Raw genomic sequence first — 20,526 nt, 5'->3', positions numbered from 1 at the left:
ACCGGATCCTGCCCGGGGGCATCGCCTAGGCTGGGCGGGTGCCCACCCAGCCCTCCGGACCCCCGGTCATCGCCGCGCAGCAGCTCAGCAAGCACTACGGCGGGTTCAAGGCCGTCGACGGCATCTCCTTCGAGGTGCCGGCGGGGGAGTCCTTCGGCCTGCTGGGCCCGAACGGCGCGGGGAAGTCGACCACCATGCGCATGATCGGCGGGGTCTCGCAGCGGACCTCGGGCCGGCTCACTATCATGGGCCTGGACCCCGAGGACCACGGGCCCGAGGTGCGCGCCCACCTCGGGGTGGTACCGCAGCAGGACAACCTCGACGAGGAACTGAGGGTCCGCGACAACCTCATCGTCTACGGCCGCTACTTCGGGCTCCCGATGAGCTACCTCAGGCCGAAGGCCGACGAGCTGCTGGAGTTCGCCCAGCTCACCGACAAGGCCGGCGCGAAGGTCGACGCGCTGTCGGGCGGCATGAAGCGGCGCCTGACCATCGCACGCTCCCTCATCAACGAGCCGAAGATCCTCCTGCTGGACGAACCCACCACGGGCCTCGACCCGCAGGCACGGCACATCCTCTGGGACAGGCTGTTCCGCCTCAAGGAATCCGGGGTGACCCTGATCCTCACCACGCACTACATGGACGAGGCGGAGCAGCTCTGCGACCGGCTCGTGGTCGTGGACAAGGGGCGGATCATGGCCGAGGGCTCGCCCGCCCAGCTCATCCGGGAGCACTCCACCCGCGAGGTGCTCGAACTGCGGTTCGGTTCGGCGCGCAACACCACGGTGGCGGGTGAGCTGCAGGGGATCGGGGAGCGCCTCGAGCCGCTGCCGGACCGCGTGCTGATCTACGCCCAGGACGGCGAGGCGGCCCTGGAGCAGGTCACCTCCCGGGGGCTGAAGCCCATCACCTCCCTCGTACGGCGGTCCTCCCTCGAGGACGTCTTCCTGCGCCTGACCGGGAGGAGCCTCGTTGAGTGAGAGCGAGCCCGCCGTCCGGGACTCCACCACCGGCCCGCCCTACCGCCTCCACGCCCACGCGCCGGAGGTCTCCGCGCGCCGCGCCCGGTCGTTCGGGTCCTGGTACTACGCCGAGCACGTGCTCCGCTCCATGCAGGGCTACCGCTGGACGCTGCTCGCCTCCAGCGTCGGCACCCCGGTCATGTACCTCTTCGCGATGGGCGTGGGCCTGGCCTCGCTCGTGGACGCGAACGCGGCCGCAGCCTTCGGCGGCGTCGGCTACCTGGCCTTCATCGCGCCGGCCCTGCTGGCGTCCGCGACGATCATGACGGCGGCCACGGAGTTCACCTACCCCGTCATGGACGGTTTCAAGTGGCGGCGGGTCTACTACGGCCCGCACGCCTCGCCGCTCGGCACGGGCCAGATCGTCAACGGGCACGTGCTCGCGATCACCGTCCGGCTGACCGCGACCACCATCGTCTACTTCCTCATCGTCGCCGCCTTCGGTGCGTCGCCGTCCGCCACGGGGGCGGCCGTCATCCCCGTCGCCGTCCTCAGCGGCCTGGCGTTCGGCCTCCCGCTGATGGCCTACTCGGCGAGCGTCGAGGAGGACAAGGGCCAGTTCGCGCTCGTCATGCGCTTCATCGTGACCCCGCTGTTCCTGTTCTCCGGGACGTTCTTCCCGCTCGACACCCTGCCGGTCCTCCTGCAGTGGATCGGCTGGATCTCACCGCTGTGGCACGGCACGGAACTGGGCCGGAGCCTCACCTACGGGCAGGCCATCCCGCCCTGGCTCGCCGTGGTCCATGTGCTGTACCTGGTGGTCCTCGCCGTCGTCGGCCTGCGCCTGGCGCACTCCGTCTACGCGAGGAGGCTCGGCCGGTGAGCGCCCCGCTGACCCTGCAGGACTACGCGCTGGACGGCTCGAAGCGTCCCCTCGCCGCGCTGTACTCGCGCAACGCGAAGGCCGTCATCGCGCGCGGGCTCCTGGCGACCCGCAGCAGCAACTGGCTCATCATGGTGTCCGGCTTCTTCGAGCCGGTGCTCTACCTGGTCTCCATGGGCGTGGGCCTCGGCGCCCTCGTCGGGACGGTCGAGGGGCCCGACGGCCGGCCGATCAGCTACGCCGCCTACATCGCGCCGGCCCTGCTGGCGGTCTCCGCCATGAACGGGGCCGTCTACGACAGCACGTGGAACGTCTTCTTCAAGATGAACTTCGCCAAGCTGTACCAGGGGATGCTGTACACCTCGCTCGGGCCGCTCGACGTCGCGATCGGCGAGATCTTCCTGGCCCTGCTGCGCGGGGCCCTGTACGCGACGGGTTTCACCGCGGTGATGGCGCTCATGGGGCTCATCACGACGCCGGTGGCGCTGCTCGTGATCCCGGCGTCCGTGGTCATCGCGTTCGGGTTCGCGTCCTTCGGCATGGGGATCACCAGCTTCATGAAGACGTTCCAGCAGATGGAATGGGTCAACTTCGTGATGCTGCCGATGTTCCTGTTCTCGGCGACCTTCTACCCGCTCAGCGTGTACCCGCAGGGCATCCAGTGGTTCATCCAGGCGCTGCCCCTCTGGCACGGGGTGGAACTGCTGCGCCAGATCAGCGTCGCCTCGTTCACCCCGGCGACGGTCCTCCACCTCGGCTACTTCCTGGCCATGATCGTGGTGGGCATGCTGCTGACCACCCTGCGGCTGCGGAAGCTCTTCCTGCGGTAGCGCCCGCAGACCGGGTCCTAGGGGACGAGCGTCGCGTAGACGACGTAGTTGTCGTCGAATTCGCCCGTGTCGGGGTTGTAGCCGTCGCACGTGATGAGCCGCAGCTCCGACCCCGGGGTGTTCCCGTACACCTCGAGGGTGGGGAACTCGTCCTTCCCGTAGGCCTCGCCGCGCTGGAACTCGAACACCGCCGTCGTGCCGTCCTCCCGGGTGACGCTCATGCGGTCGCCGGCGGCCAGCGCACGGAGGTCGGCGAAGACGCCCTTGCCGCCGTCGGTGGCGTTCACGTGGCCGAGCAGGACGGCCGGGCCACGATCGCCGGGCGTGGGGGACTCGTCGTACCAGCTCGCGGGAGCCCCCGGGCCGTCGGGCGGCACCTCGAGGCTCCGGTTCTCGCGCAGGCCGAGCCTCAGCAGGTCGGTCCGGACGCCGATCGACCCGATCTCCAGCGTGACGGGTGCGGAGGCCGGGAGCACGGCGGGCAGGGGGGCGGGGGCACTCGACGACGGCGCGGTCGCCGTCGCGGACGGTGCGGCTGAGGGTGCGGCAGAGGGTGGGGCGGACGCCGGGGCGGAGGGAGCCGGCGCATCCGCGCTCGAGGAGATGCCCGGGGAGACGGCGGGCGCCGGGGCGGTCTCCGGTGTGTCGGCGGCCCCGCACCCGGTGAGGAGGAAAAGGGCGGCCACCGCCGGGGCCGTGAAGCCCCAGCGGTGGCCGATCACTCTATCGATCATCGTGGATGATCTGGATCACGCGTTGTCGGCCGTACGGCGACGGACCACGTAGGTGCCACCGGCTGCTGCGGCGAGGACCAGGCCGCCACCGAGGGCGATCATGCCCGCGGTGTTGGAGGAGGACTCCGTGGCGACACCGGTGTCGGCTCCGCCGGACGGCATTTCGCCCATCTGGGCTGCCACGAGGGTGCCGCACAGTGCGGGGGAGGTGGCGCCGAGGGGGAGCTCGGGATCGAGGTCGCTCGGGGAGGAGAAGACCTCGGTGGAGACGCCGGCGGTCGCGGGATCGAGACCGTGCACGACGACGACGGCGGTGCCGGCTTCGAGGGAGGCCTTGGTCGCGGCGTCGAGGGTGATCTCGCGCTGGACGTTGTAGGTGCCGCCCTGGCCGCCGAGCGCCAGGTTCAGGCCCTCAGCCGGCGTGGTGGCGCCGGAGGTGGTCAGCGTGGTCACGATGCCGCCGTAGAGGCCGGCACCTTCGGTGACGCTGACGATCCCGTCGCCATTGGCGTCGTCGGCCGCCGTGGGGCACGCACCCTTGGCGCCACCGTGGACGTGCTGGACGTGCGGGTAGGGTCCGTCCATGAACGTCTCGGCCAGGCCCGAGACCTGCAGGTTGACCATGGCCTTGTCGCCGGTGACATCGACGGTGATGCTGCCGGTACCGGTGGTGCCGTTGAGCTGGCCGAGGGTCGACGAGTAGCTCCCGTCGGCAGCCATTGCCGGGGAGCCCGCCATGGCGACGGCGCCGAGTGCGAGGGCCGGTACTGCCAGGAGACGCATCTTCTTGTTCATGGGTGTTCCTCCATAGTACGAGTGAAGCGCACCGAGTGGGCGCGCATGGGAGTACTTCGGGGTGAGCGCCATCACGGATGGGAGAACTGGAAGGAAACTTATCGAAGCCTGACAGTTCGCCCGCGGTGGAAGCACCGGGGGCGGGGCTGCCGATGCGGGAGAATGGTGGGATGCAGTCACTAGGGAGTAATGGGAGGCCTGCGGGCCGGGGTCCGAGCATGCGCATGGGAAGTGCCGGGATGGCCGTCATGCTGATCGTGTTCCTGGTCGCCGTGGTGTTCGCGGCGAACCAGAACGACGTCGTCGGCTGGCTGGTGGTGATCGTCTCCCTCGGCTGGCTCCTCATCTTCAGCTACGTGGTCCTCAGCCTCCGGGGAGCGGCGCGGAAGGCGACGGCGCGCCTGGAGGCCCAGGGGGTCTTCGGGCCCGGCCTGTCGGGGCAGGAGCAGGTGAAGCCTGCCGCCACGGACAGGGCCCGCGACCTGAAGCTCGACCACAGCTTCAAGATCGTCCAGGTGCAGGTCGGTGTGGTCAGGGACTACCTCGGCAAGGACGAGGGGATGGTGGAGCGTGCCCTCGAGACGATCGAGATCACCTCGCACAACGCCCGCTCCATGATGAAGGGCTCCACCGACGGCCCGGTCGAGGGCACCATTGTCGACTGAGGGACCCGAACGCCGGATGAATCGGAATACCCTGCCGGGTACAGTGGATCGAGTGAGTCCGGCCTCGAATCCCCCACAGAAAACCCTGCGCATCGCCTCGGTGAACGTCAACGGAATCCGCGCCGCCTACAAGCGCGGGATGCAGGAATGGCTGGACGGGCGGGACATCGACATCCTCTGCCTGCAGGAGGTCCGCGCCCCCGACGCCGTCGTCCGGACCCTGCTGGGTGAGGACTGGCACATCCTCCACACCGAGGCCGAGGCCAAGGGACGCGCCGGTGTGGCCGTCGCCTCCCGGCAGCCGCCGACGGCGACGCGGACCGCGATCGGTGACTCCTACTTCGACACGTCCGGCCGCTGGGTGGAGGCCGACTTCGACGTGGACGGCGCGAACCTGACCGTCGTGAGCGCGTACGTCCACTCCGGCGAGGTCGGCACGCAGAAGCAGGACGACAAGTACCGCTTCCTCGACGCCATGACCACCCGGCTGCCCCAGCTGCGCGACGGCGCCGACCACGCCGTGGTCATGGGGGACCTCAACGTGGGCCACACCCAGCGGGACATCAGGAACTGGAAGGGCAACGTCAGGAACGCGGGCTTCCTGCCCGAGGAGCGGGCGTACTTCGACCGTTTCCTCTCGGACGAATGCGGCTTCGTGGACGTCGCGCGTCTCCTCGCAGGAGAGGTCGACGGCCCCTACACGTGGTGGTCCTGGCGCGGCAAGGCGTTCGACAACGACACCGGCTGGCGCATCGACTACCAGCTGGCCACCCAGGCTCTCGCCAAGAGCGCCGTGAGTTCCGACGTCGACAGGGCACCGAGCTGGGACACGAGGTTCTCGGACCACGCGCCGCTCGTCGTCGACTACCAGATCTAGATTCAGGACAGCCTCCATGACACAGCCCACGTCCGCCGCCCTCCCGGCACGGCGGCAGCGCATCCTCTCGGGCATGCAGCCCTCGGCGGGTTCCCTCCACCTCGGCAACTACCTCGGCGCGCTCGTGCAGTGGGTCCGCCTGCAGGAGACCTACGACGCCGTCTTCTTCATCCCCGACCTGCACGCGATCACCGTGCCGCAGGACCCGCAGGAACTGGCGCACCGCACCCGGCTCACCGCGGCGCAGTACATCGCCGGCGGCGTCGACCCGGACCGGGCGACGCTCTTCGTGCAGTCGCACGTCCCGGAGCACGCCCAGCTCGCCTGGGTACTGAACTGCATCACCGGGTTCGGTGAGGCCTCACGCATGACGCAGTTCAAGGACAAGGCGTCGAAGCAGGGGACGGACGCCGCGAGCGTGGGCCTGTTCACCTACCCGGTCCTCCAGGCCGCGGACATCCTCCTCTACCAGCCCGACGGCGTCCCGGTGGGGGAGGACCAGCGCCAGCACGTGGAGCTCAGCCGTGACCTCGCGCAGCGCTTCAACACGCGGTTCGGTGAGACCTTCGTGGTGCCGGAGCCCTTCATCCAGAAGGACTCCGCGAAGATCTACGACCTGCAGAATCCGACGGCGAAGATGTCGAAGTCGGCGTCGTCCCCCGGCGGCCTGGTCAACCTCCTCGACGACCCGAAGGTCACCGCCAAGCGGATCCGGTCCGCCGTCACCGACGCCGGGACGGAGATCCGCTTCGACAGGGCGGAGAAGCCCGGGATCTCCAACCTCCTCGCGATCCATGCCGGCCTGTCCGGGCGGACCGTCGCCGACCTCGAGGCCGAGTACGAGGGGCGCATGTACGGCCACCTGAAGGTGGATCTCGCGGAGCTGGTGGTGGAGTCGCTCGCGCCCATCCGCAGCCGGGCGGAGGACCTGCTGTCCGATCCCGCCGAACTCGACCGGCTCCTGGCCAAGGGCGCCGCGAAGGCACGCAGCCTCGCCGCTCCCACCCTCGCCGAGGTCTATGCGCGCGTCGGTTTCCTCCCGGCCGCGGGGTCCCTCTGACCGATGTGCGCCTCGACCATCCCATCCCGCGGGGCGGCGGACGCCGTGTCCCTCCCCAGCGTGACCGGCAGCTCCGTGGGGGTCACCATCCCGATCCCGGAGCCCCTCGCCGGCACCCTCGAGCTGTGGCGGGCATCCTTCGGTGATCCGATGGCGGCGGTCGTCCCGCCGCACATCACCCTCATCACGACGACGCCGGCCACGGACTGGGACGAGACCATCGACCACGTGCGGGCGGTGGCCCGCGACCAGGCTCCGTTCACCGTGCGGCTCCGCGGCACCGGGTCCTTCCGTCCGGTCTCCCCGGTGATCTTCCTCCGGCTCGTGGAGGGCTTCGACGCGTGCGTGGACCTCCATGCCAGGCTGCAGGCCGGGCCGCTCGAGCGTGAGCTCGCCTTCCCCTTCCACCCGCACGTCACCGTGGCCCACGACGTGTCGGACGCCGCCATGGATGCCGCCGTCGAGGAGCTGCAGACCTTCGAGGCCTCGTTCGAGGTGCGATCCATGGGACTCTATGAGCACGTGCCGTCGGGGCTCTGGAAGCTGAGGGAGGAGCTGCATTTTGGCCAGGACGTCGACGGCTCCCACACCGCCGCAGGATGAGCCGCCCTCCCCGGCCGATCTGCCGGGGCTGCACCGCAGGGTCGCCGAGGCCCGCATCCGGCTGGGTCGGCTGACCCGCTCCGGCAGTAGCGGGATGGGACTCGTCGCCGCACGGGTGGACCTCGCCCTGTCACGCATCAATACCGTCCGCGCGGTGCGGGTCTTCCAGCTGTACCTCCGGAGGCGTGGCCCGCTCATGGCTGCGGGCCTCGCCTACCGCCTCTTCTTCGCCATCGCGGCGCTGCTCGTGGTCGTGTTCGCCGCCCTGGGCATCGTCATCGCCGGGAACGAGGCCCTGCAGGACATCGCCGTGGACGTGCTCGACCAGGCCGTCCCCGGCCTGATCGACCAAGGGGAGGGGCAGGCCGGACTCGTGACGCCCGATGCCCTCTTCGAGGCCACGAGTGGTCTCGGCTGGACCATCGTCATCTCCGCGGGCGTGATGGTGGTGACCTCCCTCGGCTGGATCGGGGGCATGCGCCAGGCGATGCGGGGCATCTTCGGCCTGCGCCCGGTCGCCGTGATCCCGCTGGTGCTCTGGGCCAAGGACCTCCTCACCCTGGCCCTGCTCGGCATCGTGATGCTCGTGACGACGGCGCTCGGCGTGATCGCCACCAACACCCTGGGAGCGCTGCTCACCTTCCTCGACCTGGGCGGTGCCACGCAGGGGCTGACCCGGGCCGCGGGTTTCGCGGTCATGATCCTCCTGGACACCTTCGTGGTCGTGGTCCTGCTCCGGTCCTCCTCCGCGATCACCATGCCGAAGCCGATCCTCCTGCAGGGGGCACTCATCGCGGGCCTCGGGACCTCCGTGCTCCGCTTCTTCTCGACGCAGATCGTCGGCCTGTTCGGCAACAGCGTGGTCCTGCTGTCCGTCGCGGTGGTCGTCGCCCTGTTCGTCTGGTTCTACCTGCTCAGCCAGGTGTACCTGCTCGCGACGGCGTGGTGCGCGGTGGGGACGGCCGATGCGGCCGCGGAGTCCGCGCGCCTCCACCATGCGAAGGCCGGATCGCTGCGGCAGCGGAGCCGGCGGGGGAAGCACACCTAGCCCTGCGCCGGCGACGTCCGGCTCAGGAGCCGTGGCCACGCCGACGCAGGAAAGGGCGGTCCGTCGGGACGGACCGCCCTTCCACGGGCCCTGCAGCGCCGGATCGTATCCGGCGGCGCCGGATCAGATCTTGCGGGTCAGGATCGCCTGCTTGACCTCGGAGATGGCCTTCGTGACCTGGATGCCGCGGGGGCACGCCTCGGAGCAGTTGAAGGTGGTCCGGCAGCGCCAGACGCCTTCCTTGTCGTTGAGGATCTCCAGGCGCATGTCCCCGGCGTCGTCCCGCGAGTCGAAGATGAACCGGTGGGCGTTCACGATCGCGGCGGGGCCGAAGTACTGGCCGTCGGTCCAGAACACGGGGCACGACGACGTGCACGCGGCGCACAGGATGCACTTGGTGGTGTCGTCGTAGCGGTCGCGCTCCTCGGCGGACTGCAGGCGTTCCTTGCTGGGCTCGTGGCCCTTGCTGACCAGGAACGGCATGATCTCGCGGTAGGACTGGAAGAAGGGTTCCATGTCCACGATCAGGTCCTTCTCCACGGGGAGGCCCTTGATGGGTTCCACGAGGATGGGCTTGGAGGTGTCCAGGTCCTTCAGCAGCGTCTTGCAGGCGAGGCGGTTGCGGCCGTTGATGCGCATCGCGTCCGAGCCGCACACGCCATGGGCGCAGGAGCGGCGGAAGGACACGGAGCCGTCGTGCTCCCACTTGACCTTGTGCAGGGCGTCCAGCACGCGGTCCGTGCCGTACATGGTGAGCTGCCATTCGTCCCAGTGCGCCTCGTCGGACACCTCGGGATTGTAGCGGCGGACCTTCAGGGTGATGTCGAACGTGGGGATCTCTCCTCCACCGCCGACGCCGGGTGCCAGCTCGATCTTGGAGGCCGGCTCCTTCTCCATTGTTTCGGTGCTCATCAGTACTTACGCTCCATGGGCTGGTATCGGGTGAAGATCACCGGTTTGGTCTCAAGGCGGACGCCACTGGTCTCGGTGGCGCTGGGATCCTTGTAGGCCATGGAATGGGTCATGAAGTTCTCGTCGTCACGCTCCGGGAAATCCTCCCGGAAGTGGCCCCCGCGGGACTCCCTGCGGTGCAGGGCCGCGGCGGTCATGACCTTCGCCATGTCCAGGAGGAACCCGAGTTCCACGGCTTCCAGCAGGTCCAGGTTGAATCGCTTGCCCTTGTCCTGCACCGTGATCCGCGTGTAGCGCTCCTCCAGCGTGTCGATGACGCGCAGGGCCTCGAGGAGGGTCTCCTCGGTGCGGAACACCTGGACGTTGGCGTCCATGATGTCCTGCAGTTCCTTGCGGATCAGTGCGACGCGCTCCCCGCCCTCCGAGCTGCGCGCCCGGTTGAGGAGTTCCTCGGTCTCGGCCGTGGGGTTCTCGGGGATGTCGACGAAGTCGGCGGTGAGGGCGTACTCGGCGGCGGCCAGGCCGGCCCGCTTCCCGAACACGTTGATGTCGAGCAGCGAGTTCGTGCCGAGGCGGTTGGAGCCGTGGACGGAGACGCAGGCCACCTCGCCGGCGGCGTACAGGCCGGGCACCACGGTGTCGTTGTCCGCGAGGACCTCGGCCTTGATGTTGGTCGGGATGCCGCCCATCGCGTAGTGCGCCGTCGGGAAGACCGGGACCGGCTCCGTGTAGGGCTCCACCCCGAGGTAGGTGCGGGCGAACTCGGTGATGTCGGGCAGCTTCGCGTCGATGTGCGCCGGCTCCAGGTGCGTCAGGTCGAGCAGGACGTAGTCCTTGTTCGGACCGGCACCGCGGCCCTCGCGGACCTCGTTCGCCATGGACCGCGCCACGATGTCACGGGGCGCGAGGTCCTTGATGGTGGGTGCGTACCGTTCCATGAAGCGCTCGCCCTCCGAGTTGCGGAGGATGGCGCCCTCGCCGCGGGCGGCCTCCGAGAGGAGGATGCCCAGGCCTGCGAGGCCGGTCGGGTGGAACTGGAAGAACTCCATGTCCTCGAGGGGGATGCCGCGGCGGAACGCGATGCCCATGCCGTCACCGGTCAGGGTGTGGGCGTTCGAGGTGGTCTTGTAGACCTTGCCGACGCCGCCCGAGGCGAAGACGACGGACTTCGCCTGGAAGATGTGCAGCTCTCCCGAGGCGAGATCGTAGGAGACGACGCCGGCGACGCGCTTCTCGATGCGCGTCACGCCGTCCACCGTGACCTCCTGGTCCACCATCAGGAGGTCCAGGACGTAGTACTCGTTGTAGAACTCGACGTTGTGCTTGACGCAGTTCTGGTAGAGCGTCTGGAGGATCATGTGTCCCGTGCGGTCGGCCGCATAGCAGGATCGTCGGACGGGCGCCTTGCCGTGGTCGCGCGTGTGGCCGCCGAAGCGCCTCTGGTCGATGCGCCCCTCGGGCGTCCGGTTGAACGGCAGGCCCATTTTCTCGAGGTCGAGGACGGCCTCGATGGCCTCCTTCGCCATGACCTCGGCGGCGTCCTGGTCGACCAGGTAGTCGCCGCCCTTGACGGTGTCGAACGTGTGCCACTCCCAGTTGTCCTCTTCGACGTTGGCGAGGGCCGCACACATGCCGCCCTGCGCGGCTCCGGTGTGGGATCGGGTGGGGTAGAGCTTCGTCAGGACGGCGGTGCGGGCGCGCTGGCCGGACTCGATGGCCGCGCGCATTCCTGCGCCGCCCGCGCCGACGATGACGACGTCGTACTTGTGGACCTGCATGCTGGTCGCTCTTTCTGTTGAAACCGTTGTGGCTGCATGAGTGCGGCCCGGTGGGCCCGTCATGCGGGAGGTGCCGGCCTGCGGCAGGTGTTACGGGGCGGGGCAGTAGTCCGCGACGTGGGCGACCCCGTTGATGACGGGGCAGGGATCGAAGGTGAAGATCACGAGCGTGCCGAGGACCACGATGACGACGGTCGACGTGTACAGGACACCCTTCAGCCACATACGCGTGCTGTTCTTCTCCGCGTAGTCGTTGATGATCACCCGGATGCCGTTGGTGCCGTGGAGCATGGCCAGCCACAGCATGGTCAGGTCCCAGATCTGCCAGAGGGGGCTGGCCCACTTCCCGGCGACGAAACCGAAGTCGATGCCGCTGATGCCGTCACCCGCGACGAGGTTCACGTAGAGGTGCACGAAGATCAGCACCACCAGGATGGCCCCCGAGATGCGCATGAACAGCCAGGCGATCATCTCGAAGTTGCCGCGCGAGCCGGGGGTGCGGGAGTAGCCCGGGGACACCCGACCGGAGCGGGGGGTTTCAATGGTTGGCGTAGCCATGGGGTCCTAACCTCCGAAGACGTGCGAGAGATGGCGGATCGAGAAGGCGATCATGACGACCGCCCAGAGGCCGACGACGCTCCAGAGCATCTGGCGGTGGTACTTGGGACCCTTCTTCCAGAAGTCCACGAGGATGACGCGGATGCCGTTGAAGGCGTGGAAGACGATCGCGGCGACGAGGCCGAGCTCTCCGAGACCCATGATCGGGTTCTTGTAGGAGGCGATGACGGCGTCGTACGCCTCGGGGGAGACCCGCACGAGCGAGGTGTCCAGGACGTGGACGAGGAGGAAGAAGAAAATCACGACCCCGGTGATGCGGTGGGCCACCCAGGACCATTGGCCTTCCCGGCCACGGTAGAGGGTGCCTGTTGGTGACAGTGTCTTCGGCATTGAATTGACCTCCCTGCATCGCGAGGGCGTTAGCGCGATATACGCAGGGATTACGCCGGTGCGACAGCACTCTTCAGATAAGAATAATCTAGGCCGGTGACATTCCCGGTTCAATTTAGGGGCCCCTCACCTGTGACCTCCGTAACACCGGGGCCGGCGGGGACCCGCTGCCGGTCCCGGACGGAGGGAGCCCGGCCCGGCATGCGTCGGTTACCGTGGAACGGATGAGTACCGAGAGGGCGGTTGCCCACACCCCTGATACCGAGCCCGCGGACGATGCTCTCGCGCGCTTCCACGGCGTGATCCCCGCGGGAGGCACCGGCACGCGGCTGTGGCCGCTCTCGCGGGCGGCCGCACCCAAGTTCCTGCACGACCTCACCGGGTCCGGCAGCACGCTGATCCGTGCCACCTACGACCGCCTCCGTCCGCTCTGCGACGGGCGGATCATGGTCGTCACCGGCATCGCCCACCGGCGCGCGGTCCTCGAGCAGTTGCCGGAGATCGAGGACCTGAACCTCGTCCTCGAATCGGAGCCCAAGGATTCCGGGGCGGCGATCGGGCTCGCCGCCGCCATCCTCCACCGGAGGGACCCGCGCATCATCATGGGGTCCTTCGCCGCCGACCAGGTGATCTCGCCGGTCGACGTCTTCCAGGACGCCGTCCGCGAGGCCATCCAGACGGCCGCCCGCGGCTTCATCGTCACCATCGGCATCAAGCCGACCCACGCGTCGACAGGCTTCGGGTACATCCGCGCCGGCGAGCCCCTCGCCGTGGACGGGGCGCCGAGCGCCCACGCCGTCATCGAGTTCGTGGAGAAGCCGTCGCAGGACGTCGCCGACGGCTACATCGAGAGCGGCAACTACTCCTGGAACGCCGGCATGTTCGTGGCGCCGGTGGACCTCATGCTCAAGCACTTGTCCGCCAACGAGCCCGAGCTCTACGCAGGCCTCACCGAGATCGCGGAGGCCTGGGACACCCCCCGCCGCGTCGAGGTGGCCCGCCGTATCTGGCCGACGCTGCCGAAGATCGCCATCGACTACGCCGTCGCGGAGCCCGCCGCCGCCGCCGGCGACGTCGCCATGATCCCGGGCGAGTTCAGCTGGGACGACGTCGGCGACTTCGCGGCCATCGGCCGGCTGAACCCGGCCGAGGAGAACAGCGAGCTCACGGTGATGGGGGAGGGCGCGCGCGTCTTCTCGGAGAACGCCTCGGGCATCGTCGTCTCGGACACGAAGCGGGTCATCGCGCTCATCGGGATCGACGACGTCGTCATCGTGGACACCCCCGACGCCCTGCTCGTCACCACGAAGGAGCACGCCCAGGAGGTCAAGACCGCCGTCGAGAGGCTCCGCGCCAGCGGCGACACCGACGTGCTCTAGGAGGGCAAGCACCCGGGGGACGAGGCGCGGGAGCAATGAAATGCCGCCTGCGGGCCGCCGGTCGGTAGGCTGAGGGCGTGGAAACGTTCAGCGCCCAGAGCCCTCCTGCCTCACGGGCGGGTGCATCCCTCGCCCTGTTGCTCGATGAGCTGACCGGTATCCGGCGTGACATCCACCGCAACCCCGAGCTCTCCTTCAAGGAACACCGCACCACGGACCTGCTCGTCGCGCGGCTCCGGCAGGCGGGGCTCGTCCCGCAGCGGCTGGTGGGCACCGGCGTCTTCGTCGACGTCGGCCGGGGCCCGCTCCGCCTCGGGCTGCGGGCGGACATCGACGCCCTGCCGATCATCGAGGAGACGGGCCTGACCTACGCCTCGGCCTCCACCGGGGTGACGCATGCCTGCGGCCACGACATCCACACGACGGTGATGCTCGGCGTCGCCCTCGTCCTCGCCGACCTCGACCGCGAGGAGCCCCTGCCCGGCACTGTGCGGATCATCTTCCAGCCCGCCGAGGAGATGATGCCCGGCGGCGCCCTCGACGTCATCGACCAGGGGGTGCTCACCGGTTTGCCGCGGATCCTCGCCCTGCACTGCGACCCGAGGATCGACGTCGGCCTGGTCGGCACGCGCATCGGTGCCATCACCTCGGCGTCCGACACCATCCGCGTCGAACTCAGCGGCCGCGGCGGCCACACCTCGCGCCCGCACCTCACCGAGGACCTCGTGTTCGCGCTGGCGTCCATCGCCGTGAACGTCCCGGCCGTGCTCTCCCGCCGGATCGACGTGCGCAGCTCGGTCTCCCTCGTCTGGGGACAGATCCACGCCGGGTCCGCCCCCAACGCGATCCCGGCGCACGGCTACATGTCGGGTACGCTGCGCTGCCTCGACGCCGATGCCTGGAAGTCCGCCGGTGAGCTGCTCGACCGGGCCGTCCGCGAGGTCGCGGCGCCGTTCGGGGTGACCGTGAAGCTGGAGCACACCCGCGGCGTGCCGCCCGTGGTGAACCAGGAGGCGGAGACCGGCCTGCTCGAGGCCGCCGCCCGCGCCGAACTCGGCCCGGGCGCCGTCGTCCTGACGCCGCAGTCCATGGGCGGCGAGGACTTCGCCTGGATGACCCAGGAGGTGCCGGGTGCCATGATGCGGCTCGGGACACGCACGCCCGGCGGGGAGACCTACGACCTGCACCGCGGCGACTACAGGCCGGACGAGCGGGCTATCGGCTACGGCATCCGTGTCATGGCCGCCGCCGCCCTCCGGGCCGTGGCCGACGCCGACGCCTAGCTGTCCTGCGGGCGGCCGGGCGCTGCCGGGACGTGTGCTCAGCCCCCTGTGCATAACGAAACCCGAACGATCGGCACCCGCGGTGTGCCCATGTAGTGTTCCCCGTCACTTGGCCCTTAGGATGTTCGCATACGTGCTGCACCGACGGTGTCGCGGCGCCACGGTCTTCCAGTGACAACAGAGCCCCGGATCAATCGTGACCGGGATGGACACTCGCTGGCATTCCTTCCCGTGGCGCATTTCTCTCCTGGAGGCATTTTGAAGAACTCACTGCGCAAAATTTCGCGCGGCACCGGCCTGTCCGCGGCCGTCCTCGGCGTATCGGCCCTCGTCCTCTCCGGCTGCGGGGCACCGCCGGCCGAGGAGTCGTCGGCCGGCGGCTCGAGCGCCGAGGCGAACTCCGACTACCTCGGCTGCATCGTCTCCGACTCCGGTGGATTCGACGACCGCTCGTTCAACCAGTCCAGCTACGAGGGTCTGAAGAAGGCCGAAGCGGACCTCGGCATCCAGATCAACCAGGCGGAGTCGCAGGCGGAGACCGATTTCGGTCCCAACGTCGACAGCATGGTCCAGGCCGGCTGCAACCTCACCGTCACCGTGGGCTTCCTGCTCGCCGACACCACCAAGGCCGCCGCCGAGCAGAACACCGAGGCGAACTTCGCGATCGTCGACGACAACTCGATCGACCTGCCGAACGTCAAGCCGATCATCTACGACACGGCGCAGGCCGCGTTCCTGGCCGGCTACGCGGCGGCCGCGACGAGCGAGACCGGCAAGGTGGCCACCTTCGGCGGCATCAACATCCCGACCGTGACCATCTTCATGGACGGTTTCGCCGACGGCGTCACCTACTTCAACGAGGAGACCGGCGGCGACGTCCAGCTCCTCGGCTGGGACAAGGAGAGCCAGAACGGCACCTTCGTGGGCAACTTCGAGGACCAGGCCGCGGGCAAGACCAACACCCAGAACTTCATCAACGAAGGCGCGGACATCATCATGCCCGTCGCCGGTCCGGTCGGTTCGGGCACGCTCGACGCCGTCATCGAGGCGAACGCGGGCGGCAAGGACGTCAAGGCCATCTGGGTCGACTCCGACGGCTACGAGACCGCGGGCAAGGGCGAGGAGTTCATCCTCACCTCGGTCATGAAGCTCATGGGCGACGCCGTCGAGGACGTCATCAGCACCGACGTCGAGGGCACCTTCGACAACACCCCGTACGTGGGCACCCTGGAGAACGGTGGCGTGGCTCTGGCGCCGTTCCACGACCAGGAGGCCAACGTCCCCGCCGACCTGCAGGCGACGCTCGACGGGCTGAAGGAGCAGATCGTCTCGGGCGAGATCACGGTCGATTCGGCCGCCAGCCCGAAGTAGCACGGCAGCGCACCAGGACCGCCTTCCTCCCGCGGGTAACGCCGGGAGGAAGGCGGTTTGCGTTCGACGCCGGTCGGTGCGCCGATGCCCCGCCCGGTATCCTTCACGTGGCTTCCGCTCGATCCAGCGACGAGCCAGGACACGACAAGAGAACAGAACAGGTTGGATGAGTTGTGAAACTCGAACTGATCGGCATCACGAAGCGATTCGGATCGCTCGTCGCCAACGACTCCATCGACCTCGTCGTCGAACCGGGACAGGTGCACAGCCTGCTCGGTGAGAACGGGGCCGGGAAGTCGACGCTCATGAACGTGCTGTACGGACTGTACGACCCGTCCGAGGGCGAGATCGTCGTCGACGACGAGCCGGTGACCTTCAAGGGGCCCGGGGACGCCATGGCCGCCGGGATCGGCATGGTGCACCAGCACTTCATGCTCGTGCCGGTCTTCACCGTGGCGGAGAACGTGGCGCTCGGCAACGAGGCCACGAAGGCGGGCGGCATGCTCGACCTGCAGAAGACGCGCACGCGCATCCGGCAGATCTCCGACCAGTACGGGTTCGACGTCGATCCCGACGCCGTGGTCGAGGATCTTCCGGTCGGTGTGCAGCAGCGCGTCGAGATCATCAAGGCCCTCGTGCGCGACGCCGAAGTGCTGATCCTCGACGAGCCCACCGCCGTGCTGACGCCCAAGGAGACCGACGAGCTGCTCGGCATCATGGGCCAGCTCAAGGCCGACGGGAAGTCCATCGTCTTCATCTCGCACAAGCTCCGCGAGGTCAAGGCCGTCTCCGACGTCATCACCGTCATCCGCCGCGGCAAGGTCGTCGGCACCGCCGACCCGAGCGCGTCGACCACCGAACTCGCGTCCCTCATGGTGGGGCGATCGGTCAGCCTCACGCTCGACAAGAAGCCTGCGACCCCCGGCGAGGTGACCTTCAGGGTCCGCGACCTCACGGTCCAGGCCGCCAACGGCCAGCGCGTCGTGGACGGCCTGAGCTTCGAGGTGGCGAAGGGGGAGATCCTCGCCATCGCCGGCGTCCAGGGCAACGGGCAGACCGAACTCACCGAGGCCATCATGGGGCTCCAGCACCACGTCACGGGCTCGATCACGCTCGGCGGCGAGGAACTCCTGGGCCGCAGCGTCAAGGACGTCATCCGCGCCGGCGTCGGGTTCGTCCCCGAGGACCGCAGCGTGGACGGGCTCGTCGGCACGTTCTCGGTCGCCGAGAACCTCGTCCTCAACCGGTACGACGACGCCCCGTTCGCCCGGGGCCTGTCCATGTCACCCGCGGTCATCGAGAAGAACGCCGAGGAGAAGATCGCCGAGTACGACATCCGTACCCAGTCGGCGTCCGCCGCGGCGGGAACGCTGTCCGGCGGGAACCAGCAGAAGGTCGTCATGGCCCGGGAGTTCTCGCGGCCGCTCGAACTGTTCATCGCCTCGCAGCCCACCCGCGGCGTCGACGTCGGATCCATCGAGTTCCTGCACCGGCGCATCGTCGCGGAGCGCGACGGCGGCACCCCCGTCATCATCGTCTCGACCGAGCTCGACGAGGTCCTGGAGCTCGCCGACCGGATCGCCGTGCTGTACCGCGGACGCCTCATGGGCATCGTGCCCGGCACCGCGTCGCGCGATGTCCTCGGCCTGATGATGGCCGGCATGGCGGGCGACGAAGCACTGGCCCAGGTACACGACGTTCAAGGAGGAAACCTGTGAGCCCGCAGGACGACAGGCCGGCCACCCCGGCGACCGACGGCGACGCTCCGCTGAGCCGTCGGGAAGCGAAGGAGGCCGCGCGCAAGGACGAGGTGCGGCTCGAGAACGCGGCCGAGACGGCGGGCGGGGAACTGCCCCCGCCCGCCGTGCCCGCCACCGGTCTCGGCGGCGGACCCGCGCCGGAATCGACGCTCCTGCAGCGCATCATGACCGGGAACGCGCTCGTCGCCTTCCTGTCCGTGGTCCTCTCCCTGGTTCTCGGCGGCCTGCTCATCGCCGTCACGGACGAGAACGTGGCCCGGGCGTCGTCGTACTTCTTCAGCCGGCCCCAGGACACCCTGGCGGCGGCCTGGACGGCGGCGTCGGGCGCGTACATCGCCCTCTTCCAGGGCGCGGTGTTCAACGTCCAGGGGGAGACCTTCGCCCGGATGATCTACCCCCTGACGCAGACGCTGACGGTCGCCACGCCGCTCATCTGCGCCGGCCTGGGTGTGGCGCTCGCGTTCCGCGCGGGCCTGTTCAACATCGGCGCGCAGGGCCAGATCCTCATCGGTGCGACCTTCGCGGGCTGGGTCGGCTTCACGCTCCACCTCCCGGCCGGCATCCACCTGCTCCTCGTGGTCCTCGCCGGCATGATCGGCGGTGCGATCTGGGCGGGGATCGTCGGCGTCCTCAAGGCACGCACGGGCGCCCACGAGGTCATCCTGACCATCATGTTCAACTACATCGCCGTCAACCTGGTCCTCTACTTCCTGAGCACCCCGGCGTTCCAGCGGCCGGGCTCCACGAATCCCATCAGCCCCCAGCTGGACGCGACGGCGCTCTACCCGCCGCTGCTCGGCGCGGGATTCCGCCTGCACTGGGGCTTCGTCGTCGCCGTGCTGGCGACGTTCTTCGTGGCGTGGCTGCTCAACCGCTCGACGGTCGGCTTCGAGCTGCGCGCCATCGGGGCGAACCCCAGCGCCGCCCGCACCGCGGGCATCAGCGTCAGCAAGGGCTACATCCTGGCGATGGCCATCGCCGGAGCCCTCGCGGGACTCGCGGGCGTGGCGCAGGTGTCCGGCACCGAGAAGGTGCTGACCTCGGGCGTCGCGGCGAGCTTCGGCTTCGACGCGATCACCGTCGCCCTGCTCGGGCGTTCCACCCCGTGGGGCACCTTCGCGGCGGGCATCCTGTTCGGCGCGTTCCGCGCCGGAGGCGTGACCATGCAGGCGTCGACCGGCACCAGCATCGACATCGTCCTCGTGGTGCAGTCGCTCATCGTCCTCTTCATCGCAGCGCCGCCGCTCGTCCGCGCGCTGTTCCGCCTCCCCGCACCCGGTGCCTCCCGCACCGGCAAGGGCGGTTCCACGACCCGTACGCCAGCCTCGACCGGAGCAGCAGCATGAGCACAGCAACCACCGAAGCGCCCGCCCGCGGCGCCCGCGACGGCGGCGACGCCGGCGTGCGCAGCTGGAAGACACCGATCATCCTCGCCGTCGTCGCGCTCTTCTCCCTCCTGGTCTTCGCGATCGGGGCCCCGGACAACGACGTCACGTTCCGCCTCTCGGAGGACGGCGACGCGATCGTCCTGCCCGCGATCGTGGTGTCGGCGCCCGTCGTCGGCTGGATCACCGCCCTCGGGATGACCGCCCTCGCCGTCGTCGCGTTCCTGCGGACGCGTTCCGGCCGGACCGTGCCCGCCTGGGTGCCGGCCGTGTTCGCCGTCCTGTTCCTCATCGCCTTCCTGACGTGGGTGGTGGGCAGCGCCCGCACACCGAACGTCGCCCTCTACGGCCTGCTCGCCGGGTCGGTGACCCTCGCCGTCCCGCTCATCTTCGGTTCGCTCTCGGGCATCCTGTGCGAGCGCTCCGGCGTCGTCAACATCGCCATCGAGGGGCAGCTGCTGTTCGGCGCCTTCGCCGCGGCCGTCGCCGCGTCGCTGTCCGGGAACGCGTTCGTCGGTCTCTTCGCGGCGGCCGTCGCCGGTGTCCTCGTATCGCTCGTGCTCGCCGTCTTCAGCATCCGCTACGTCGTCAACCAGGTGATCGTCGGCGTCGTGCTCAACGTGCTGGTCTCCGGGCTCACCGGGTTCCTGTTCTCCGCCGTCCTCACCGAGGACCCGGAGCGGTGGAACTCGCCGCCGCGCCTGCCCATCGTCGAGATCCCGCTGCTCTCGGACCTGCCCGTGATCGGGCCGATCCTCTTCGAGCAGACCATCGTGGGCTACCTGATGTACGTGGCGGTGGCCGTCATCTACGTGGCACTCTTCCACTCCCGCTGGGGCCTGCGGACCCGCGCGGTCGGGGAGCACCCGAAGGCCGCCGACACCCTGGGCGTCAACGTCAACCGGATGCGCTTCACCAACGTGCTGCTCGCCGGTGTCGTCGCGGGTATCGGCGGGTCCTTCTTCACGCTCGTCGCCGTCTCGGGCTTCGGGCGCGACATGACGGCGGGCGCGGGCTACATCGCCCTGGCGGCCATGATCTTCGGCCGGTGGAACCCGATCGGAGCGTTCTTCGCGGCGCTGCTGTTCGGCTTCGCGACGAACCTGTCCAACGTGCTCAGCCTGCTCGGCACCCCGGTGCCGGACCAGTTCCTGCGCATGCTGCCCTACGTGGTGACGGTCTTCGCCGTCGCGGGCCTCGTGGGCCGCTCCAGGGCACCGGGAGCCAGCGGCATCCCGTACATCAAGGGCTAG

The 20,526-nt window shown here is 69.2% G+C and carries 20 protein-coding genes; 14 read left to right on the top strand and 6 right to left on the bottom strand.

Annotation, left to right across the window (positions count from 1 at the left end; genetic code table 11):
• Positions 1-38 precede the first annotated feature (38 nt).
• Genes RY94_RS08475 through RY94_RS08465 form a run of 3 tightly spaced genes read left to right on the top strand, consistent with a single transcriptional unit; the run spans position 39 to position 2,675 of the window.
• Positions 39-980: an ABC transporter ATP-binding protein gene (locus RY94_RS08475; protein WP_043444127.1), complete on the top strand. Its 942-nt coding sequence runs from the start codon at positions 39-41 to the stop codon at positions 978-980.
• Positions 973-1,845 (top strand): ABC transporter permease, encoded by an 873-nt coding sequence (locus RY94_RS08470; protein WP_052274153.1) that lies wholly within the window; start codon positions 973-975, stop codon positions 1,843-1,845. The genes RY94_RS08475 and RY94_RS08470 overlap by 8 nt, the downstream gene beginning before the upstream one ends.
• The gene (locus RY94_RS08465) at positions 1,842-2,675 is read left to right on the top strand and encodes an ABC transporter permease (protein ID WP_082046186.1); all 834 of its coding nucleotides are present in this window, start codon (positions 1,842-1,844) and stop codon (positions 2,673-2,675) included. Before RY94_RS08470 ends, RY94_RS08465 begins: the two co-directional genes overlap by 4 nt.
• Positions 2,676-2,692: 17 nt before the next feature.
• On the opposite strand, the gene RY94_RS08460 is transcribed toward RY94_RS08465, so the two are convergent.
• Positions 2,693-3,409, bottom strand: a complete 717-nt coding sequence (locus tag RY94_RS08460) for a sortase domain-containing protein (protein ID WP_043444125.1) — start codon at positions 3,407-3,409, stop codon at positions 2,693-2,695.
• A 15-nt stretch (positions 3,410-3,424) separates the two neighbouring features.
• The gene (locus RY94_RS08455; RefSeq protein ID WP_043444123.1) at positions 3,425-4,204 is read right to left on the bottom strand and encodes a CHRD domain-containing protein; all 780 of its coding nucleotides are present in this window, start codon (positions 4,202-4,204) and stop codon (positions 3,425-3,427) included.
• 170 nt (positions 4,205-4,374) lie between these two features.
• Between RY94_RS08455 and RY94_RS08450 the strand changes: the two genes are divergently transcribed.
• Genes RY94_RS08450 through RY94_RS08430 form a run of 5 tightly spaced genes read left to right on the top strand, consistent with a single transcriptional unit; the run spans position 4,375 to position 8,457 of the window.
• Complete coding sequence (locus tag RY94_RS08450) at positions 4,375-4,869, top strand: hypothetical protein (protein ID WP_043444121.1); 495 nt, start codon at positions 4,375-4,377, stop codon at positions 4,867-4,869.
• A 16-nt stretch (positions 4,870-4,885) separates the two neighbouring features.
• Positions 4,886-5,746 (top strand): exodeoxyribonuclease III, encoded by an 861-nt coding sequence (locus RY94_RS08445; RefSeq protein WP_082046185.1) that lies wholly within the window; start codon positions 4,886-4,888, stop codon positions 5,744-5,746.
• A 16-nt stretch (positions 5,747-5,762) separates the two neighbouring features.
• Positions 5,763-6,806, top strand: a complete 1,044-nt coding sequence (gene trpS, locus RY94_RS08440) for a tryptophan--tRNA ligase (protein WP_043444117.1) — start codon at positions 5,763-5,765, stop codon at positions 6,804-6,806.
• A 45-nt stretch (positions 6,807-6,851) separates the two neighbouring features.
• The gene (locus tag RY94_RS08435; protein WP_231554470.1) at positions 6,852-7,409 is read left to right on the top strand and encodes a 2'-5' RNA ligase family protein; all 558 of its coding nucleotides are present in this window, start codon (positions 6,852-6,854) and stop codon (positions 7,407-7,409) included.
• A complete protein-coding gene (locus RY94_RS08430) occupies positions 7,369-8,457 on the top strand; it encodes a YihY/virulence factor BrkB family protein (protein WP_043444113.1) in 1,089 nt (362 codons plus the stop codon). Before RY94_RS08435 ends, RY94_RS08430 begins: the two co-directional genes overlap by 41 nt.
• Positions 8,458-8,580: 123 nt before the next feature.
• Here the strand turns inward: RY94_RS08430 and RY94_RS08425 are convergent, their stop codons facing one another.
• The 4 genes from RY94_RS08425 to sdhC form a co-directional block, all read right to left on the bottom strand.
• Positions 8,581-9,369 carry a succinate dehydrogenase iron-sulfur subunit gene (locus RY94_RS08425; RefSeq protein WP_043444111.1) on the bottom strand — a complete coding sequence of 263 codons (789 nt, stop codon included), beginning with the start codon at positions 9,367-9,369 and terminating at the stop codon, positions 8,581-8,583.
• Positions 9,369-11,147: a succinate dehydrogenase flavoprotein subunit gene (gene sdhA, locus RY94_RS08420; protein ID WP_043444109.1), complete on the bottom strand. Its 1,779-nt coding sequence runs from the start codon at positions 11,145-11,147 to the stop codon at positions 9,369-9,371. Before sdhA ends, RY94_RS08425 begins: the two co-directional genes overlap by 1 nt.
• Positions 11,148-11,237: 90 nt before the next feature.
• Complete coding sequence (locus RY94_RS08415; RefSeq protein WP_043444107.1) at positions 11,238-11,705, bottom strand: succinate dehydrogenase hydrophobic membrane anchor subunit; 468 nt, start codon at positions 11,703-11,705, stop codon at positions 11,238-11,240.
• 6 nt (positions 11,706-11,711) lie between these two features.
• A complete protein-coding gene (gene sdhC / locus RY94_RS08410) occupies positions 11,712-12,095 on the bottom strand; it encodes a succinate dehydrogenase, cytochrome b556 subunit (RefSeq protein ID WP_052274151.1) in 384 nt (127 codons plus the stop codon).
• A gap of 224 nt (positions 12,096-12,319) precedes the next feature.
• Between sdhC and RY94_RS08405 the strand changes: the two genes are divergently transcribed.
• The 6 genes from RY94_RS08405 (at position 12,320) to RY94_RS08380 (ending at position 20,526) form a co-directional block, all read left to right on the top strand.
• Entirely contained in the window at positions 12,320-13,474 is a 1,155-nt protein-coding gene (locus RY94_RS08405; RefSeq protein WP_043444103.1) for a mannose-1-phosphate guanylyltransferase, read from the top strand.
• A gap of 134 nt (positions 13,475-13,608) precedes the next feature.
• Positions 13,609-14,757 carry an amidohydrolase gene (locus tag RY94_RS08400; RefSeq protein WP_231554491.1) on the top strand — a complete coding sequence of 383 codons (1,149 nt, stop codon included), beginning with the start codon at positions 13,609-13,611 and terminating at the stop codon, positions 14,755-14,757.
• A gap of 258 nt (positions 14,758-15,015) precedes the next feature.
• Entirely contained in the window at positions 15,016-16,128 is a 1,113-nt protein-coding gene (locus RY94_RS08395; RefSeq protein WP_043444100.1) for a BMP family lipoprotein, read from the top strand.
• A 173-nt stretch (positions 16,129-16,301) separates the two neighbouring features.
• Positions 16,302-17,846: an ABC transporter ATP-binding protein gene (locus tag RY94_RS08390; protein ID WP_043444098.1), complete on the top strand. Its 1,545-nt coding sequence runs from the start codon at positions 16,302-16,304 to the stop codon at positions 17,844-17,846.
• Positions 17,843-19,234 (top strand): ABC transporter permease, encoded by a 1,392-nt coding sequence (locus tag RY94_RS08385; RefSeq protein ID WP_052274150.1) that lies wholly within the window; start codon positions 17,843-17,845, stop codon positions 19,232-19,234. Before RY94_RS08390 ends, RY94_RS08385 begins: the two co-directional genes overlap by 4 nt.
• Positions 19,231-20,526 (top strand): ABC transporter permease, encoded by a 1,296-nt coding sequence (locus RY94_RS08380; RefSeq protein ID WP_043444096.1) that lies wholly within the window; start codon positions 19,231-19,233, stop codon positions 20,524-20,526. Before RY94_RS08385 ends, RY94_RS08380 begins: the two co-directional genes overlap by 4 nt.

It is taken from the genome of Arthrobacter sp. L77 (assembly GCF_000816565.1).
Taxonomy (GTDB): domain Bacteria; phylum Actinomycetota; class Actinomycetes; order Actinomycetales; family Micrococcaceae; genus Arthrobacter_D; species Arthrobacter_D antioxidans.
The sequence above is the reverse complement of the archived record's forward strand: the minus strand, read 5'-3'. Positions and strand labels throughout refer to the sequence as shown.

What these genes read in the sequence shown, in the direction of transcription:
- sdhA (WP_043444109.1), bottom strand. Translation starts at nt 11,147, where the DNA reads ATGCAGGTCCACAAGTACGACGTCGTCATCGTCGGCGCGGGCGGCGCA.
- RY94_RS08450 (WP_043444121.1), top strand. Translation starts at nt 4,375, where the DNA reads ATGCAGTCACTAGGGAGTAATGGGAGGCCTGCGGGCCGGGGTCCGAGC.
- RY94_RS08455 (WP_043444123.1), bottom strand. Translation starts at nt 4,204, where the DNA reads ATGAACAAGAAGATGCGTCTCCTGGCAGTACCGGCCCTCGCACTCGGC.
- RY94_RS08445 (WP_082046185.1), top strand. Translation starts at nt 4,886, where the DNA reads ATGAATCGGAATACCCTGCCGGGTACAGTGGATCGAGTGAGTCCGGCC.
- trpS (WP_043444117.1), top strand. Translation starts at nt 5,763, where the DNA reads ATGACACAGCCCACGTCCGCCGCCCTCCCGGCACGGCGGCAGCGCATC.
- RY94_RS08460 (WP_043444125.1), bottom strand. Translation starts at nt 3,409, where the DNA reads ATGATCGATAGAGTGATCGGCCACCGCTGGGGCTTCACGGCCCCGGCG.
- RY94_RS08415 (WP_043444107.1), bottom strand. Translation starts at nt 11,705, where the DNA reads ATGGCTACGCCAACCATTGAAACCCCCCGCTCCGGTCGGGTGTCCCCG.
- RY94_RS08405 (WP_043444103.1), top strand. Translation starts at nt 12,320, where the DNA reads ATGAGTACCGAGAGGGCGGTTGCCCACACCCCTGATACCGAGCCCGCG.
- RY94_RS08425 (WP_043444111.1), bottom strand. Translation starts at nt 9,369, where the DNA reads ATGAGCACCGAAACAATGGAGAAGGAGCCGGCCTCCAAGATCGAGCTG.
- sdhC (WP_052274151.1), bottom strand. Translation starts at nt 12,095, where the DNA reads ATGCCGAAGACACTGTCACCAACAGGCACCCTCTACCGTGGCCGGGAA.
- RY94_RS08380 (WP_043444096.1), top strand. Translation starts at nt 19,231, where the DNA reads ATGAGCACAGCAACCACCGAAGCGCCCGCCCGCGGCGCCCGCGACGGC.